Origin of the sequence: Flavobacterium piscis (genome assembly GCF_031457575.1) — a bacterium.
GTDB lineage: Bacteria > Bacteroidota > Bacteroidia > Flavobacteriales > Flavobacteriaceae > Flavobacterium > Flavobacterium piscis_A.
In genome coordinates, this window is record NZ_JAVDWQ010000005.1 from 66971 (window position 1) to 85672 (window position 18702).

General features: G+C 34.1%; 4 protein-coding genes. All 4 read left to right on the top strand.

Annotation, left to right across the window (positions count from 1 at the left end; genetic code table 11):
- Window positions 1–30: 30 nt before the first annotated feature.
- Window positions 31–8913 (top strand): non-ribosomal peptide synthetase, encoded by an 8883-nt coding sequence (locus J2W48_RS08935; RefSeq protein ID WP_310280445.1) that lies wholly within the window; start codon window positions 31–33, stop codon window positions 8911–8913.
- A gap of 12 nt (window positions 8914–8925) precedes the next feature.
- On the top strand, window positions 8926–14487 hold the full coding sequence (locus J2W48_RS08940) for a non-ribosomal peptide synthetase (RefSeq protein ID WP_310280447.1): 5562 nt from the start codon (window positions 8926–8928) through the stop codon (window positions 14485–14487).
- A 104-nt stretch (window positions 14488–14591) separates the two neighbouring features.
- Window positions 14592–16973, top strand: a complete 2382-nt coding sequence (locus J2W48_RS08945) for a TonB-dependent receptor domain-containing protein (protein ID WP_310280448.1) — start codon at window positions 14592–14594, stop codon at window positions 16971–16973.
- Between the two features lie 80 nt (window positions 16974–17053).
- On the top strand, window positions 17054–18679 hold the full coding sequence (locus J2W48_RS08950; protein ID WP_310280450.1) for an MBL fold metallo-hydrolase: 1626 nt from the start codon (window positions 17054–17056) through the stop codon (window positions 18677–18679).
- The last annotated feature ends 23 nt before the right edge of the window (window positions 18680–18702 follow it).

An 18702-nucleotide genomic window follows, 5' to 3' on the forward strand; every position in this document is an offset into this window, starting at 1 on the left:
TTGTAAACAAGAAATACGAATTGACAGATTATGGATAAGAGCGTAGTGGCTAATAATTTTTATTTAGTTAGAAAATATTGGAAGAAAAAAATAGCTGATAGAATGCAGGTTTTGGGTTTGCAGGATCGACAAAATAATCTATCGTGTATTACTGTTCAAGCAGCTAATCTAAACTATTTTAACAAGCTTACAAATAGAAATCTAATAGCTCAGGCCACAGTTTTAAGTGCTATTTATTCTTTTTTGTTAAAGAGGCTCATTAATGAGTTTGATGGCTTTGTTGTTTCAGATTATAAAGAGAAATCTAATTCTTTGCTGCTGTCACTTCCTGTAAATTTAAATTTATCTTTTAAAGAATATCTTCAAGAAGTAAAATTTGAAATTTTAGAGACATTAAAACATTCAGAATATATTAATGATGATTTATCAGAAAACATCGATTTTAAAGATTTAAGTATTTTTTCTAATTATAGTATTAGGTTTAACTCGGTAATTCATTTAGATTGTAATGGTATTTTGTTTAATGTAAAAATAAATGAGAAGGAAGATATTGAAATTAACGTTTCTTATTTAGAAGATTTTGTAAAGAAAACAATTGTTGAGTATCTGGTTAAAGAGTTTAGCCGGTTTATAGTTAATTTAGAAAATAACATAACAACTAACCTATCATATTATGAATTGCTGTCTGATACAGAAAAGCATCAATTATTAGTAGATTTTAATGCTACCGATGGGGCTTATCCGAAAGAAAAAACAATAATTGATTTATTTGAAGAACAAGTTGCTAAAACACCGAATAATGTTGCTGTTTTATTCAAAGATTCGAATTTAACCTATTCTGTATTAAATAAAAAAGTCAACCAGTTAGCCCATTATATTTCCTCTAAACACACCATAAACAAGGGAGATATTATTGGTGTGTTTTTACCTAAATCAGATATTGGAATCATTTCCTTATTGGCAATATTAAAGCTAGGCGTAGTTTATTTACCAATCGATACTAATTATCCTCAGGAAAGAATTGATTATTTGATAAAAGACAGTGGTTTAAAATTATTAATTACTGATAGTTCTGCAGCGTTAGAGATCAATAATTGCGAGAGAATAACTTTACAATCAGTAAATTTTGATACTTACAATGGAGAGAATATCAATACAGCTATTTCACCAAACGATTTAGCATATATAATTTATACATCGGGTTCTACAGGATATCCAAAAGGAGTAGAGATTGAGCATACGAGTAATATAAATATGTCTCTGGATCAGATTAAATCTTTTGAGATTAGTAAAGATGATAAGATTGTATGGTTTGCTTCAGTAGCTTTTGATGCATCTATATCGGAGATTATGATGAGTTTGTACAGCGGCGCATTATTATGTATTCCGACAGAAGAAGTTATAAAAGACAAAGATCAATTTATACACTTTTTAAAAGAAACAAAAGCAACAGTAGTCACTTTTCCTCCCAGCTATTTAGGATTATTATCCGAAAAGGATATTTCGGGATTGCGATGTGTTATTACAGCTGGAGAATCAGCTAATCCAACTAAAGCAATTGCTGTTGTAAAATCTGGAATTGATTATTATAATGCTTATGGACCTACAGAATGTGCGGTTTGTGTGTCGATTTACAAGATGTCCGAAAATGATTTTGATAAGATAGTCATTCCAATTGGCAAACCAATATCGAATACTAAAATTTACATATTAGACGAAGCGTTGCAGCCCTTACCAATAGGTGTTGCAGGAAAGATATATATATCGGGTGCCGGTGTCGGCAGAGGGTATTTAAACAAACCGGAACTTACTTTGGAGAAGTTCGTCGCAAATCCTTTTAAGACAGACGAACGGATGTATGATACCGGAGATTTAGGCTGCTGGTTATCCGATGGAAATATTGAATTTTTGGGACGAAAAGACTATCAGGTAAAAATAAGAGGATACAGGATAGAATTGGGGGAAATAGAAAACACAATTTTACAGTATTCTGATGATTTAAAACAAGTAGTTGTCGAATTAAAAGAAAACAACCACGAGAAAGTATTGGTAGCCTATCTGGTAGCCACGACGCAAATCGATAAATCTAAATTGAGAACTTTTCTGCAAAATGTGCTGCCTGACTATTTGGTTCCGGGTTTTTATATAGCATTAGATAAATTGGCTTTAACTCCAAATGGGAAAATAGACAGAAAAGCACTGCCGGATATTACCAGTGATGACCTAATAAGAAAAGCTTATGTAAAACCAGAAAATGAAACCGAAAAAAGTTTAGTCGCCATATGGCAGGAAGTGTTGGGAATAGAGAAAATTGGAATTACAGATGATTTTTTTGAGTTAGGCGGACATAGTTTAATTATAGCTCAGGTAATTAACAGAATCCAAAAACAATTGGGAAAAACGGTTTCTTTTAAAACGTTTTTCACAAACCCAAACATACGTGCATTAAGCAAACAATTGCAGGATAATGATTATTTTTCAATCCCTAAAACTTCCGAAGCGCATTCATATCCACTAACGGCAGCACAAAAACGGTTATGGATACTGAGTCAGTTAGATGGAGGTACATTGGCCTATAATATGCCTGCAACGATAAAATTAAGAGGAACTGTTGATATACCGAAATTTGAAGAATCATTTAGCCTATTGGTTTGTCGCCATGAGATTTTAAGAACCTGTTTTAAAGCGACTGATGAGGGTGAAGTTCAACAATTTATAATTCCGGCAGAACAAGTAAACTTTAAGATAACGGAACAAGATTTTAGTTCGGCAGAAAATCAGGAGAAAGTTGTTTTTGAGTATTTGCAGAATAAAAATAGTCAGCCTTTTAATTTAGAACAAGCACCACTGGTAAGAGCTTCCTTAATCAAATTAAAAGTAGACGAATATGTTTTTTTTCTATCCCTGCATCATATCATTGGCGATGGCTGGTCAATAGAACTGTTAATAGCCGAAGTTGTAAAAACCTATAATGCATTACTACAAGGAAAAGAAATTACTTTCCCTGAATTAAGCATTCAATATAAAGATTATGCGGTATGGCAGAATGCGGAATTACAAAATGAGAAACAGCAACTATCAAAAGAATATTGGTTAGACCAGTTTATGGGAGAATTACCGGTATTAAATTTGCCAGGCTTTAACGCCCGTCCTTTGGTACAAACCTACAATGGTGATACTATAAACCATAAGTTTTCGGATGCTTTTTTGGAAAAATTAAAGCTATTTTCAAAAGAGCACGATGTTACTTTGTTTATGACTTTAATGTCAGGTATAAATGCACTGTTGCATAGATATACTGGTCAGAACGATATTATATTAGGAACCCCGATAGCAGGAAGAGAGCATCCCGATTTGGAGAATCAAATGGGATTATATCTAAACACGCTTGCTATACGAACCCAATTAAAAGAAAAAAGTAATTTTCTGGATATAGTTGCACTGCAAAAAGAAACTTTATTAAGTGCATATGACCATCAAAATTATCCTTTTGATGAGCTGGCAGGAAAATTAAATTTAAAAAGAGATACCAGCCGCTCTGTTTTATTTGACGTCCTGGTAGTGTTGCAAAACCAGCAACAGTTGAATAATCTTAATACTGAAGATCTCATTGACCTTGAAATAAGCAATTATGAGTTTAAGAGTAAAACATCTCAATTTGATGTTAGTTTTATTTTCGTTGAAACAGAAGGATTAGATCTGAGAATTGAATACAATACAGATATCTACGACGGCTATCTCATCGAAAGAATGTTTGGTCATTTTGAAAATCTAATGCTGCAAACATTAGAACAACCTGAGTTGCTTATTCAGGAAGTAGATTATTTAACCAAGGAAGAGAAGCATCACCTACTATTTGATCTGAACAACACTACGATCGAATATCCTTTTGGTAAAACGGTACTGAATTTATTTGAAGAACAGGTTGCCAGAACCCCAAATAACATAGCCATAGTATTTGAAGAAATACAGTTAACCTACAAAGAGCTTGACGAGCAATCCAGTCAATTGGCCGGTTATCTGACTACGAATTATGCTATTGAAGCCGATGATTTGGTTGGAATCATACTCGAGAGAAGTGAGCGAATGATTATTTCTATTTTCGGTATATTAAAATCGGGAGGTGCTTATGTTCCGATGGATGTGCATTATCCTCAGGAAAGAGTAGACTTTATAACAAGCGATGCCAAACTAAAACTTAGCATTGATGAATTTGAATTTGAGAAATTTAAGTTACAGCAGGATTCTTACAGCACATTAGCGCCTGAGCGAGGAGATTTAATTAATCATCTGGCATATTGTATTTACACTTCCGGCTCAACAGGAAACCCAAAAGGTGTACTGAACCATCACGCAGGTCTGTACAATCGCCTGATGTGGATGAAAGAATATCTGGAAGTGGAAGAGAAGGAAGTATTTCTTCAAAAAACCCCTTATACCTTTGACGTTTCCGTTTGGGAGCTGATTCTTCCTTTCCTTACCGGAAGTACTCTTGTTGTAGCCAAACCCGAAGGGCATAAGGATGTTGCCTATTTGCAGGAAATAATAAGTAAGAAACAGGTATCCATAGTACATTTTGTGCCTTCGATGTTAGGGGTTTTCCTGTTGGATGCAGATAGCGAAAAATGCAATAGCTTATCATATATTGTGTGCAGTGGTGAAGAGTTGCCAGCACTTATGGCACAGGAATGCAAAGAAAAATTTGTAAAGGCGCAATTGCACAATCTCTATGGTCCTACAGAAGCAGCTATTGATGTAACAGCGATCAATTTGGCAGGAGTAGATGTAATCGAGCAAGGAGTGAGCATTGGCAAACCTATCGCAAACACCAGTATTTATATTGTCAATAATTCCCTTGGTCTGCAACCCTTTGGAGTACCGGGTGAGTTATTAATTTCGGGCATACAGGTTGCCAGAGGGTATCTGAACCTTCCCGAACTTACACAAGACCGTTTTATAGCCGACCCGTTCAGGGCAGGCTATCAGGTGTACCGCACCGGTGACATTGCACAATGGAAATCGGACGGTTCTATCCATTATATGGGAAGAATAGACAATCAGGTTAAAATAAGAGGCAACAGGATTGAGCTGGGCGAGGTAGAAAACGCGATCATGTCTTACGGTGGTATTCAGCAAGTTGTAGCAACTCCTAAAGAATTAAAAGCAGAGAAAGTGTTGGTGGCTTATTATCTTTTAGAAAGGGGAACCACAATAGACAAATCTGCGGTACGTACTTATTTGCAGGGAAAACTTCCCGAATTTATGATACCTGGTTTTTATGTACAGCTGGAAACCTTACCAATGACTTCCAGTGGTAAAGTCGATCGTAAAGCCTTACCTGAAATAGCAGGCGGTGATCTTATTCGCAATGAATACGTGGCACCTGGAAATGCAACAGAAGAAAAACTGGCGACCATCTGGCAGGACATTCTTGGAATTGATAAGATTGGGATTAATGATAACTTTTTTGAGTTGGGTGGTGACTCCATACGTGCAATACGAATTTTGGCAAAAATTAATAAAGAACTCAACATAAATTATAAGCTGGCAGATATCTACACGTTGCCGTCTATAAAAAAAATATTATCTATAGAAACGGAACGAACAACGAGTGAGATTCCAATGGCAATCAAGGCTGAAGTTGAAGCGCAATTTGAAAATCTGGAAAAAGAATTTAATCCGTATGAATTTTATGAAGAGAGAAAATTTCTGAAGGGTACAAATAAGGAAGACTCTGAGGAAATTAATGGCATAGCACTATTTTCGGAAGAAAAAATTGTTTCTATTTATCCTATGAGTGATATTGAATTAGGGATGCTGTTTGGTTCTCTCGCAACCCGAAATAAAGGAGTTTATCACGATCAGTTCATTTTTCCATTGCCAACAGCAAAATTTGACAAGGAATCATTTACTAAAGCAATTTTACTTTTAACTGAAAAGCATGAAATTCTCAGAACAGCGTATAATATTGAAAGATATAGTACCCCTGTGCATCTTGTTTATGAAAAAATAGCAGTCAAATTAGACTATGAAGATCTTTCGGCAAATAACCAGGAAGAAATTTACACTAAAATAAATGAATTTATGATTCATGAGAGAATTCACAATTCTTTTGTTACATCTGAACCGGGTTTATGGAGGATGAAAATTTATAAAACGGACGAAAAAGAATACAACCTCCTTTTCCAATTTCACCATGCCATATTAGATGGTTGGAGCGTGGCTACCTTAATGACAGAACTAAATAATGTTTACCTGTCTGTTTTAAATAATAAAAAAGTAGCAACAGAGAAATTATCACTAACTTATAAAGATTATGTTTTTGAGCAAAATTGTATTAAAAAGAATGATAAGTACAATGATTTCTGGAAAGAAAATTTAAGCGAATATAAAAAGCTGGGTATTTTCACAGAAGAAAATTTTTCAAAGAGACATGATTTTACGATTGAGGGAGAGCTTTACAATTCATTACTGCAATTTAGCCAGACTCATGGTTTAAGTTTAAAAACAATATCCTTTGCAGCCTATTTACATACCTTAAAAACGCTAACCTATGATGGAGATCTAATTGTAGGTATTGTGACAAGCGGAAGACCTTTGCAGGAAGATGCAGATAAAATATTGGGTTGTTTCCTAAACACCATTCCTTTTCGAATTAAGGAAGCAAATGGAACTGCACTTTCATTTGTAGAAAAAATTGATGAATTATTAATCCTTCATAAACAGTTTGAAAGGATTAGCCTGAATGAATTGCAGACACGTTTCTCTTTAAACAAGAAAGGAGAGAATCCTTTTTTTGATACTCATTTTAATTATATCGATTTTCATATTTATAACGATCTTAGTGTACATGATGATGAAAAATTAACCGAATTTAGATTTGCAGAACTCAATTTTGAAGCAACAAATACATTCCTGGACCTAAACATTCGTCCGGTTGTAAACGGCATAAAAGCATCATGGAATCAGCAAAGAGCCTTAAAATACGGCTTAACAATAGAGCAGCTTCAAGAATACTATACTAACTTTTTATCTACATTGGTAAGTTCGGGTAATGCTGTTTTAAAAAATGAATCTGTTTTGTCAGAAATAGAGAAGCATCACCTACTATTTGATCTGAACAACACTACGATCGAATATCCTTTTGGTAAAACGGTACTGAATTTATTTGAAGAACAGGTTGCCAGAACCCCAAATAACATAGCCATAGTATTTGAAGAAATACAGTTAACCTACAAAGAGCTTGACGAGCAATCCAGTCAATTGGCCGGTTATCTGACTACGAATTATGCTATTGAAGCCGATGATTTGGTTGGAATCATACTCGAGAGAAGTGAGCGAATGATTATTTCTATTTTCGGTATATTAAAATCGGGAGGTGCTTATGTTCCGATGGATGTGCATTATCCTCAGGAAAGAGTAGACTTTATAACAAGCGATGCCAAACTAAAACTTAGCATTGATGAATTTGAATTTGAGAAATTTAAGTTACAGCAGGATTCTTACAGCACATTAGCGCCTGAGCGAGGAGATTTAATTAATCATCTGGCATATTGTATTTACACTTCCGGCTCAACAGGAAACCCAAAAGGTGTACTGAACCATCACGCAGGTCTGTACAATCGCCTGATGTGGATGAAAGAATATCTGGAAGTGGAAGAGAAGGAAGTATTTCTTCAAAAAACCCCTTATACCTTTGACGTTTCCGTTTGGGAGCTGATTCTTCCTTTCCTTACCGGAAGTACTCTTGTTGTAGCCAAACCCGAAGGGCATAAGGATGTTGCCTATTTGCAGGAAATAATAAGTAAGAAACAGGTATCCATAGTACATTTTGTGCCTTCGATGTTAGGGGTTTTCCTGTTGGATGCAGATAGCGAAAAATGCAATAGCTTATCATATATTGTGTGCAGTGGTGAAGAGTTGCCAGCACTTATGGCACAGGAATGCAAAGAAAAATTTGTAAAGGCGCAATTGCACAATCTCTATGGTCCTACAGAAGCAGCTATTGATGTAACAGCGATCAATTTGGCAGGAGTAGATGTAATCGAGCAAGGAGTGAGCATTGGCAAACCTATCGCAAACACCAGTATTTATATTGTCAATAATTCCCTTGGTCTGCAACCCTTTGGAGTACCGGGTGAGTTATTAATTTCGGGCATACAGGTTGCCAGAGGGTATCTGAACCTTCCCGAACTTACACAAGACCGTTTTATAGCCGACCCGTTCAGGGCAGGCTATCAGGTGTACCGCACCGGTGACATTGCACAATGGAAATCGGACGGTTCTATCCATTATATGGGAAGAATAGACAATCAGGTTAAAATAAGAGGCAACAGGATTGAGCTGGGCGAGGTAGAAAACGCGATCATGTCTTACGGTGGTATTCAGCAAGTTGTAGCAACTCCTAAAGAATTAAAAGCAGAGAAAGTGTTGGTGGCTTATTATCTTTTAGAAAGGGGAACCACAATAGACAAATCTGCGGTACGTACTTATTTGCAGGGAAAACTTCCCGAATTTATGATACCTGGTTTTTATGTACAGCTGGAAACCTTACCAATGACTTCCAGTGGTAAAGTCGATCGTAAAGCCTTACCTGAAATAGCAGGCGGTGATCTTATTCGCAATGAATACGTGGCACCTGGAAATGCAACAGAAGAAAAACTGGCGACCATCTGGCAGGACATTCTTGGAATTGATAAGATTGGGATTAATGATAACTTTTTTGAGTTGGGTGGTACTTCTTTTCAGCTTATCAAATTACAAAAAATGATTGAATTGTTATGGCCCAATAAAATGGTTATTTCGGATTTGTTTGAATTTAATTCGATTAAAGACATAGCTTTCTTTATCAATAAGGATTCAGGACAAACTGATTTAGAAGAAAAAGACGAGATGAAATTCTTTGAAATATAAAAACAAACGATTATGGATATTGCATTAATTGGAGTTAGTATAAAATATGCTGATATAACAACCCTGCAACAGTTTGCAGAAGTTATTAGAAATAATAGTATTTGTATAAAACAGCCTACAGAAGATAGAGTCTTATATTCGAAAATAGATAAAAAAGAGCAGTATCATCCTTATGGTTATTTGGACAGGGCTGATTTCTTTGATCATGAATTTTTTAATTTGTCAAAAGGAGAAGCCAATGCAATAGATCCTGGGCACCGAATGATTCTGGAAGGAGTCTGTAATGCTATTGAAAATAGCGGATATGATTTAGACTATATTTCATCTCAAAATACAGGATTGTTTACAACCACTCAAACCGGACTTTATAATTTATTGTACCAATCTGAAAATAAAGGATTGGATTTTATAGGTGGACTAGCTTCTATTGGGGGTGGAAGAGTGGCTAATGTTTTGAATATCAGAGGACCGGTCATGAACATAGATACAGCATGTTCTTCCTCTCTGGTTGCTCTTCATGAAGCCGTGCAAAACATAAAAAGAGGTGAAATTGATTTAGGCATAGTTGCAGGTTCACGCTTATTATTTCTGTTTAATGAAGCTAATAGTTTCGAAAAAGATGCTATAATGTCTACCGATGGGATGTGCAGAGCGTTTGATGAAGATGCCTCTGGAACTGCAGGAGGAGAAGGTATTGCAGTTGTTATTTTAAAAAGGTTAAATCATGCCATAAAGGATAATGATAACATTTTAGCAGTAATAAAAGGATCAGCTATTAATAATGACGGAAGCAGTTCTAATAGTATAGCGGCTCCTAGCCCCGTTGCCCAAAAGAATGTAATTTTAAGTGCTTGTAAAAATGCAGCTATTCCTGTATCCAGCATTAGTTATATAGAAACACATGGAACAGGAACTAAATTAGGAGATCCTATAGAGTACAAAGGTATAAAAGATGCTTTTTCCTCTGATAACGAACCATATTCAGTTCGTTTGGGAACTTTAAAACCAAATATTGGACATCTGGATAATATGTCAGGATTATTTGGATTTATAAAAGCAGCTCTTGTACTAAAGGAGAAAGAGTTTTTCCCATTGGCTAATTTTAATACGGTAAATAAATTTATTGAAGAAGACCCTAATATTCTTTTGCAAAAAGAGGGGACCAAATGGCATACGGATAAAATTAGAAGAGCAGGAGTTAGCTCATTTGGTTTGAGCGGTACAAATGCACACATTATACTTGAAGAATATAAAGCAAATGAAGTAACAGATTCATATACAGGCAACAATAACTGGTTTAAGATAGCTGCAAAGAACAAAAATACTTTAAGAGAGTATATTGACAATATTTATAATTTTATTTCTGAAAATACTCCCATAGAAGATTTAGCCTATACTTTAAATACTGGCAGAAAAGATTATAAATATCGATTGGCAGTATCAGGTAATACTATTGCTGAAATAAAGAGATCGCTTTTAGCCCAAAGAGAGAATGAGCAAATTAGTACAGTAAAGTATACTAAAATCGCTTTATTATATCTTTCTGATAAAGTTTCAAATGTAGAAAATTTCTTAAAATGCAATCAATTTAAAGATACTTTCCTCAGCCTGCAAAAGGAGCTTGACAATCCTGAAACAGATTTTGCTGTTTCACAAACTTTAGCATTCCAGATTTCCCTATTCAGATACCTGAATTCAAAAGGATTTAATGTAAACCAGCTTATTTGTAATGGTAATATTGCTAAAAATTCCAAAGAAATAATTGAAGGAAAAAACAGCATTACTAAAGATTTAAAATTTGATGAAGATTTTAATTTAGACTTAGGGAAATTAAAAGTACTGGCCAAAAACTGTGCTGATAACAACATATTGTTAGTTGTCGTCGGTAACAATAACCATTCGATGCCAAGTATTTTCGAATCATTAACAGAAGAACAAATTCCATGCATAGATGTATTAAAAATCATGGAAAATAATAATTGGAATTTGTTATGGAGCAGCTTATATAATAATGGATTAGAGTTTAACTGGAAAGAATTTTACAGCAATGAAGTTTTCAAGAAAGTTATAGCACCGACATATCCATTTGAAAAAATTTCATGTTGGAATGAGAATAAAAATCCTTTATTATTTAATAATCTAAATTCAAAACCAAATATAGAACAACCAAAACTTATTGTTAAAAATCTGAGTGAGGAAGAAATTGTGGTTGGTATTTTAAAAGAAATTTTAAAAAATGAAAATTTAACTCTTACGGATGATTTTTTTGAATTAGGTGGTAATTCTATTGTAGGCGTTCAGTTTATAAACCGGGTAAATGAATTATTTGGTATCACCATACACTTTGATGCATTGTTTGAATGTTATGAAATTAATGAAATTGTAACTCTTATAAAAGAAGCGGTTAAGGACAGGAACAGCAATGATCTTGCAATACTTCCGGAGAAGAATGAATTTGCTTTTGAAACCCTTGAAGCATCAAACTCACAACAAAGAATGTGGATTGAATCTCTGGTAGATTCGTCGATGCAATCTATATATAATATTACATTAACCTACAATACCAAAGGAAGTTTAAATATTGATGTTTTTAAAGAAACAATACAGAAATTAATCTGGATGCATCCCTGCTTGCGGTCAACGTTCTTTGCCGATGAGGACGGAACAATCCAGCAGAAAATAAAGGAGATTAAAAATATAGAGATAGATAACTTTTTTTTTACTTTTTATTCTACAAATGACCCTTTTATTGTGGAGCAAAAAACAAAAGAAATTCAAAATTTTAAATTTGATTTAGAACATGGAGAATTATTTCAGGCAACTGTTCTTCAAATAGATGAAAGTAATTACAAAATACTTTTTGTGTTTCATCACATCATTTTTGATGGTTGGTCTACAGGTGTTTTTATAAAAGATTTTGTGACTATTTACAAGCAAATTATAAATAATATATATGTTTCCACAGCTCCTAAAAATGATTATTTTGAATATCTGATCTGGCTGAAAGACAATTTACAGATCGAAAAAACAGCATCTTATACAGACTACTGGACAGAGAAATTAGGGAACATTAATTCAAATTTAAAATTAGGAAATCCTGATGCCGGATCTTTAGAAGGAGCTCGTTTAAACTTTAGCATTGATAAAAAACTAAAAGATAAATTAGTTGATTATGCCAATAAAAACAGGGTTACACTATTTAGTATTCTAATTTCTTCCGTAAGAATCTCATTATATAAACTGGCTCAGGAAAATTTTGTAATCGGTACTGCTGTGTCCGGAAGGGTTAAAAAGGAATTTGAATCTACAATTGGTATGTTTATCAATACACTGCCTATTTATACCGAAATTGATACTGATAAAAGTTTTGCTGATTGTGTTGCCGATGAAATGAATACTATTATAAAAGCATTAGAATATCAGATATATCCTTATGATCTAATATTGAATGATTTGAAAATAGTGAATAAGAAATCATTTTTTGATGTAATGGTGGTATTGCAAAATCAAAACAACAGGGCAGGAATGGTTGGCAAGAGTGATCTGCCGTTTGAAATTGAAGAAGAGATTAATCAGACTTCTGTATTTTCAAGATTCAATTTATCCTTTACTTTTTTCGATGTTTTTGATGCTATTGAATTGGAATTGGAATACAAAACAGGTGTATTCAGTCAAGAGTTTGTACATGCAATGATTGATACGTTTTTCCATCTTCTTGAACAATTTGTCGATGTTCCTGAACAAAAGATCTCCCAGTTTTCGATTTTAAACAAAAATCAGTTTGATGTTATTGTATACGGATTTAATAACACCAAATCTGATTTTCCAGAAGATAAAACCATTATAGAGGTATTTGAACAACAAGTAGAAAAAACGCCAGATAATATAGCGGTTATTTTTGAAGATAGGCAAGTAACGTATCAGGAACTCAATGCAGAAGCCAATCAGTTGGGCAGCTTTTTAAGAGAGCTTTTCCAAATTGTACCCGATGATCTGATAGGAATCAAGCTTGAACGAAGCGACAAAATGATTCTGGCTATTTTAGGAATACTCAAAGCAGGTGCTGCTTATGTGCCTATAGATCCTGCTTACCCCCAGGAAAGAATTGATTATATAGAGAAGGACAGCAATTGTAAAATTGTAATTGATGAAAATGTATTACTACTATTTTATAAAAATCAAAATGTATACCTCGATAAGAATATTGAAAAAATAAATAGCTCAAAAGATTTGGCCTATATTATTTACACTTCAGGGACTACAGGCCATCCAAAAGGTGTGATGGTCGAACATAGGAATGTAGTTAACCTGATCGTTTCGCAGACAAAACAGTTTAAAATAGACGAGAACGAAAAAATTATTCAGCTTTCTAACTATACTTTTGATGCATCTGTAGAGCAAATATTTCTAGCCCTTTGCAATGGTGCGCACCTGTACATTATTTCAAGAACAGCATTATTAGAAGCAGATATTTTTGCAGAATTTATTTCTAAAAATGAAATTACACATCTTCATGCAGTACCATCTGTTTTAGAGAAAATAACACCAAGTAGCCGTTTTAGTTTAAAAAGAGTGATTGCTGGAGGTGACAATTGTTCTGGAAAACTGGCGGAATTATGGGGTACGACTTGTGATTTTTATAACGAATATGGTCCAACCGAAACTACAGTGACTTCGATAGAACTTCTTTATGATAAGAAAAGGACTTTTTGTATTGGTAGTCCAATTTCAAATACGCAAGTGTATATTCTCGACAACAACCTTTTTCCAACACAATTAGGGGTTCTGGGTAAAATTTATATTTCCGGTGCTGGGGTAACCCGTGGTTATTTGAATAAACCGGAGCTTACATCTGAAAAATTTATTGATAATCCCTTTGTGATTAATACAAAAATGTATGATACCGGAGATTTAGGAAGATGGCTGCCAGATGGAAATATTGAATTTTTAGGCAGAAACGACGATCAGGTAAAAATAAGAGGTTTCAGAATTGAACTGGGTGAAATAGAAAATATTCTTTTACAATTTTCGTCACATTTACAACAAGTTGTAGTACAGCCGCAAGATGTAAACGGAGATAAAATACTAGTAGCCTATTATGTTTCGGATAACGAAATTGACAAAAAAGAAATTCGCAGCTATCTCATCACTAAGCTTCCTGAATATATGGTTCCTTCCTTTCTTGTCGCGCTGGAACACATGCCCTTAACTGCCAACGGAAAAATAGATCGTAATGCATTGCGGGGCATCAGCGAAGAAGATATTATAAGGAAAGAATATGTGCAACCAAGAAATGAAATCGAACAAAAAATAGCCAAAATATGGCAGGAAATTCTTGGAGTTGAAAAAGTAGGAGCTACAGACAGCTTTTTTGAATTGGGAGGTCATAGTCTGAACGCAACAAAATTAATAAGCATCATTCATAAACAGTTTAATGTTAAATTATCAATTATCGATTTGTTCAATAATATCATATTGGAGGAATTAGCTCTGCTTTTAGAAAATACCATATTGTACAGCAGCAGTAATGAAGAAAATATTTCAATTGAAGAATCTGAAAATTTTACTATATAATTTATAAAGATTTACGCCCTCATCCTGCAATTTCTATGCGTTAAATGAATTTTGACAAGTTGGTATGCGGGGCTAATTTAAATACTAAAAAAACAAAATTACTAATGAATCGGTTATTATTTATAGCATTAATTTTAAGTAACGTATTAACAGCACAAGTCAAAATATCCGGTAAAGTAGTTACTACAGAAAATACCCCTGTAGAGTTTGCTGAAATTGTCCTCTTTGCAAATGGGACTGTTCCTGTAAAAAATCAGGTAACCAATGAAAAAGGGGAGTTTACATTAGAATATAAACCAGGTTCGTACAAATTGCAGATCAATCATTTTAATACTGTTTTATATTCAAAGACAATAGAATTAAATTCAGAACTGAATTTGGGCGAGATAAAAGTAAATATGGCACAGGAATTACAGACTGTCGTGATTACTAAAAGGAAAGAGCTTGTAGAGCGTAAAGTTGACCGGTTGGTTTTTAACATAGAAAACACGATCAGTACAGCGGGTGGCGATGCGATGGATGCTTTGAAAATCACACCTGGGATACAGATTCAGAATGAGAGTATAACCATAGTAGGTAAGAGCACAGTAAGAGTTTTACTAGAGGATAAAATGATTGAACTTGGACAGGAAGAATTGACAAATTTGTTAAAATCAATTCCTTCTGAGAACATCAGGAGTATTGAAGTAATTACAACACCACCGGCTAAATATGAGGCTTTAGGAAACAGCGGACTGATCAATATCAAATTAAAGAAAGCCAAACAGGACTCTTGGAATCTCTCTATCGGGAGTAGTTATCTGCAGCGACACCACGATGGAGAAGGATCGAACACAAGCAATTTTATATACAATAAGGATAAGCTAAGCATGTCTGCTTCCCTGAATTACAGAGAGGGCGGAATCTATCTTGAACAGGAAAGCCGAATTCATTTTGCAGATGGATTATGGGTTTTGAATTACCCGCTTCAGAAAAAAAGTAAAATACTTAACGGAATTTTCAGTATGCAGTATATAGCGACACCCAAATGGTTTTTTGGTTTTCAATATCTTACTAATTTGAATAAAACAGACACTGATGCAACCAGAAGTTTATTGATTTATGATAATGATACTAATGAAGTGACCAAAAATATTACCTCTGTGGGATATGCCTTTTTAAGACCAAAGCTTCATTCAGTAAATTTTTTTAATGAATACAAGCTCAATCAGAAAGCGGGAAAAATGTTCTTTAATTTAGATTACTTTAAATATAAAAGCACTGATTCCAGACCCTATGAGGGGACTTCAGAAGAATATAATCCTCCTAAGGAAGAATTTTTTAAAGGAATTAATAACAACGATCAAAACATTAATAATTTTTCTGGTAAAATTGATTTTGAATTACCAATAGAATGGATTAATTTGAGTTTTGGAGGAAAAGTTTCCTTTTCAGATACAAAGAATTTAATTTCAATCTTCAATAGTGATTTTACAGATGAGCCAGTAACAGATTTACCACTATCAAACTTTGAATTTGGATATAAAGAAAATGTACAGGCAGTATATCTGTCAGGAAATAAGAAGTTTACAAATAATCTGGAATCCCAAATAGGATTGAGAGTTGAAAATACTCAGGCAAAATCGTATGATGTAGCTTTGGATCAATCCATAAACAATAGTTATACAAAGTTATTTCCTTCTTTTAATATCGCTTACACCCCTCAACCTAATTCTGTATACAGAGCAAGCTATAGCCGAAGAATAGACAGGCCTACTTTTGCCCAGTTAAATCCCAACATAGCTTATATCAACCCGTTTCAGAGTATTCAGGGAAATCCTTTATTGCAGCCCGCCTTTATAGATAATTTTGAGTTTATTTATTCTTATAAAAAACTCGAGAGTAAACTGTATTACAGCCATGATAAAAGTGTATTCATGCAAATATCTACACCCGATCCTGAGACCAATGTGGTTCGAATAGTGAACAGAAATATCTTTAATATTGAAAGATACGGGATTTCGGAAATTTATGTCTTCAACAAATTTAAATGGTGGACGAGTAATAATACAGTCGATTTTAATTATTCAAAATCAAAAACTTTAATTGAATCGACAAAAGGGATAGAAGGGTTTAATTTGAAATTAGCAACAAATAACGATTTTATCTTAAATGATAAAAAATCTGTCCTGCTAAACCTGAACTACTGGTATGTTTTTCCAAAAACAGAAGGATTTGTAAAGTTAGACGCCTCAAGTTCTGCCTCAGTGACCCTTCAATATTTATTTAACGACAACCTCAGAGTATCACTGAAAGCTAATGATATTTTTAGGACAGAAAAAATAAAATTCAATCCAACTGTGAACGGCGTGTACCAGAAGTACAGTCTTTATAATGATGCGAGGTATGTACAGCTCTATATAAATTACAGGCTAGGAAGCAAAAAGGCAAAAAATGTAACAAGAAATACGGGTAACGAAGAAGAAAGAAAAAGAGTAGGAAATTAGTCGTTTAGGCACAGAACTCAGCCAACACACAAATAGTAACGTAATCATAATAGAAACATAAATCATTAAAAAAACTTTAAATGGAAGGATTAGTTTATTTAAAACCGAACGTTGTTATTGAGCCTTTAATAGAAAGATGGTATGCCTGGGCTCATCTGATATCGCCTGGAACTGCATCCATGAATGTAACCAAAAGGCATATTGAAATAATGAATTCTTATCTGGAATCGCCTGCAATACATGATGAAGCCGTAAAAGATCCAAAAATGCTGGGTGGGCCTTTTATGGATTATAAAGAGGATCGTTCAGAAGACATAAGAAAATTACTGGAATCAACCTTTACCAATCAAAAAGAACTGATTAATCTTTCGATGGCCATTAGAAAACTGGTTTTAATGTTGAATAAGGAAGCCAAGGGGCAATCGTTGGAAGGATTATATAAAAATGTACCGGATGTACTAAAAGGATATGTAGAATTAATATATGATCTTAATGGTAATCCATCTTTTAGGTTTTATGAGCAGCTTTTATATAAAAGTAAATTTTATAATAAAAACAACCAGAGCCTGGCTTTGTGGGTGACAAATAATGATTCTCGTCCTTTTTGTTTAAGTACCCCGAGACTGGATGAGAAAGACGTATTGCATTTAGATATGCCTTTTGAGCATAAGTTTATAGATGAGCTGAGTAAAATGAAAAGAACCCCGCGTCCTTATAATGAAATAAAGGAATTGTTGGGAAATTTAACCGAAACAGAGAATGCTTTATTTGAATCGTTTTTTACAGATATGCCTTCTGTGCCATATGTGAAGTATGAAGGTGATAAAATAAGAATGAGATACTTTGGCCATGCCTGTATTTTAATTGAGACCAAAGAAGTAAGCGTACTCGTAGATCCATTAATTAGTTATTACGGATATCAATCTAGTGTAGAGCATTTTTCGGATTATGAATTACCTGAAAAAATCGATTATGTGCTGATAACCCACAATCATCAGGATCATATTTTATTGGAAACGCTTTTGCCGCTTAGACATAAAATAAAAAATATTATAGTGCCCCGCTCAGGAGGCGGACAACTTCAGGATCCTTCTCTAAAACTGATGTTTAACAATATAGGTTTTGATAATATTATTGAAATTGAAGAATTCTCTACCGTGAATTTTTCAGATTGTAAGATTACAGGAATTCCGTTTACAGGAGAACACAGTGATCTGGACATAAAGGCAAAGATTTGCTACCACGTAGAAATCTCTGAATTTTCCTTGCTCTTTGCAGCAGATTCCAGGATTTTAGAAAAGAAATTATATGAGAATACACAACATATAATTGGCGATGTAGATGTTGTTTTCTTAGGAATGGAATGCGATGGAGCTCCATTATCATGGTTGTACGGGCCATTGGTGGTGAATGAATTGTCTAAAGAAAATGATCAATCCAGAAGATTAGCGGGATCTGATTTTGAAAGGGGAATGCATTTAGTAGATGTTTTTAATCCCTTAGAAGTTTATGTTTATGCCATGGGACAGGAACCTTGGTGTGAATTTATTAGCAGTATCAAGTACACCGATGAATCCAATCCTATTATACAATCTAACCGCCTCATTGCAGAATGCAGTTCAAGGGGGATAATTACAGAACGTTTATTTGGTGAAAAAGAGATCTTATATAGTAAGAAAAAAACAGAAAACTATAGTTTGGTTTAAAAGTGAATTGTAAACGGATTATG

Excerpts from the sequence above, each read along its gene's own strand:
- J2W48_RS08935 (WP_310280445.1), top strand. The coding sequence starts at position 31 with ATGGATAAGAGCGTAGTGGCTAATAATTTTTATTTAGTTAGAAAATAT.
- J2W48_RS08940 (WP_310280447.1), top strand. The coding sequence starts at position 8,926 with ATGGATATTGCATTAATTGGAGTTAGTATAAAATATGCTGATATAACA.
- J2W48_RS08945 (WP_310280448.1), top strand. The coding sequence starts at position 14,592 with ATGAATCGGTTATTATTTATAGCATTAATTTTAAGTAACGTATTAACA.
- J2W48_RS08950 (WP_310280450.1), top strand. The coding sequence starts at position 17,054 with ATGGAAGGATTAGTTTATTTAAAACCGAACGTTGTTATTGAGCCTTTA.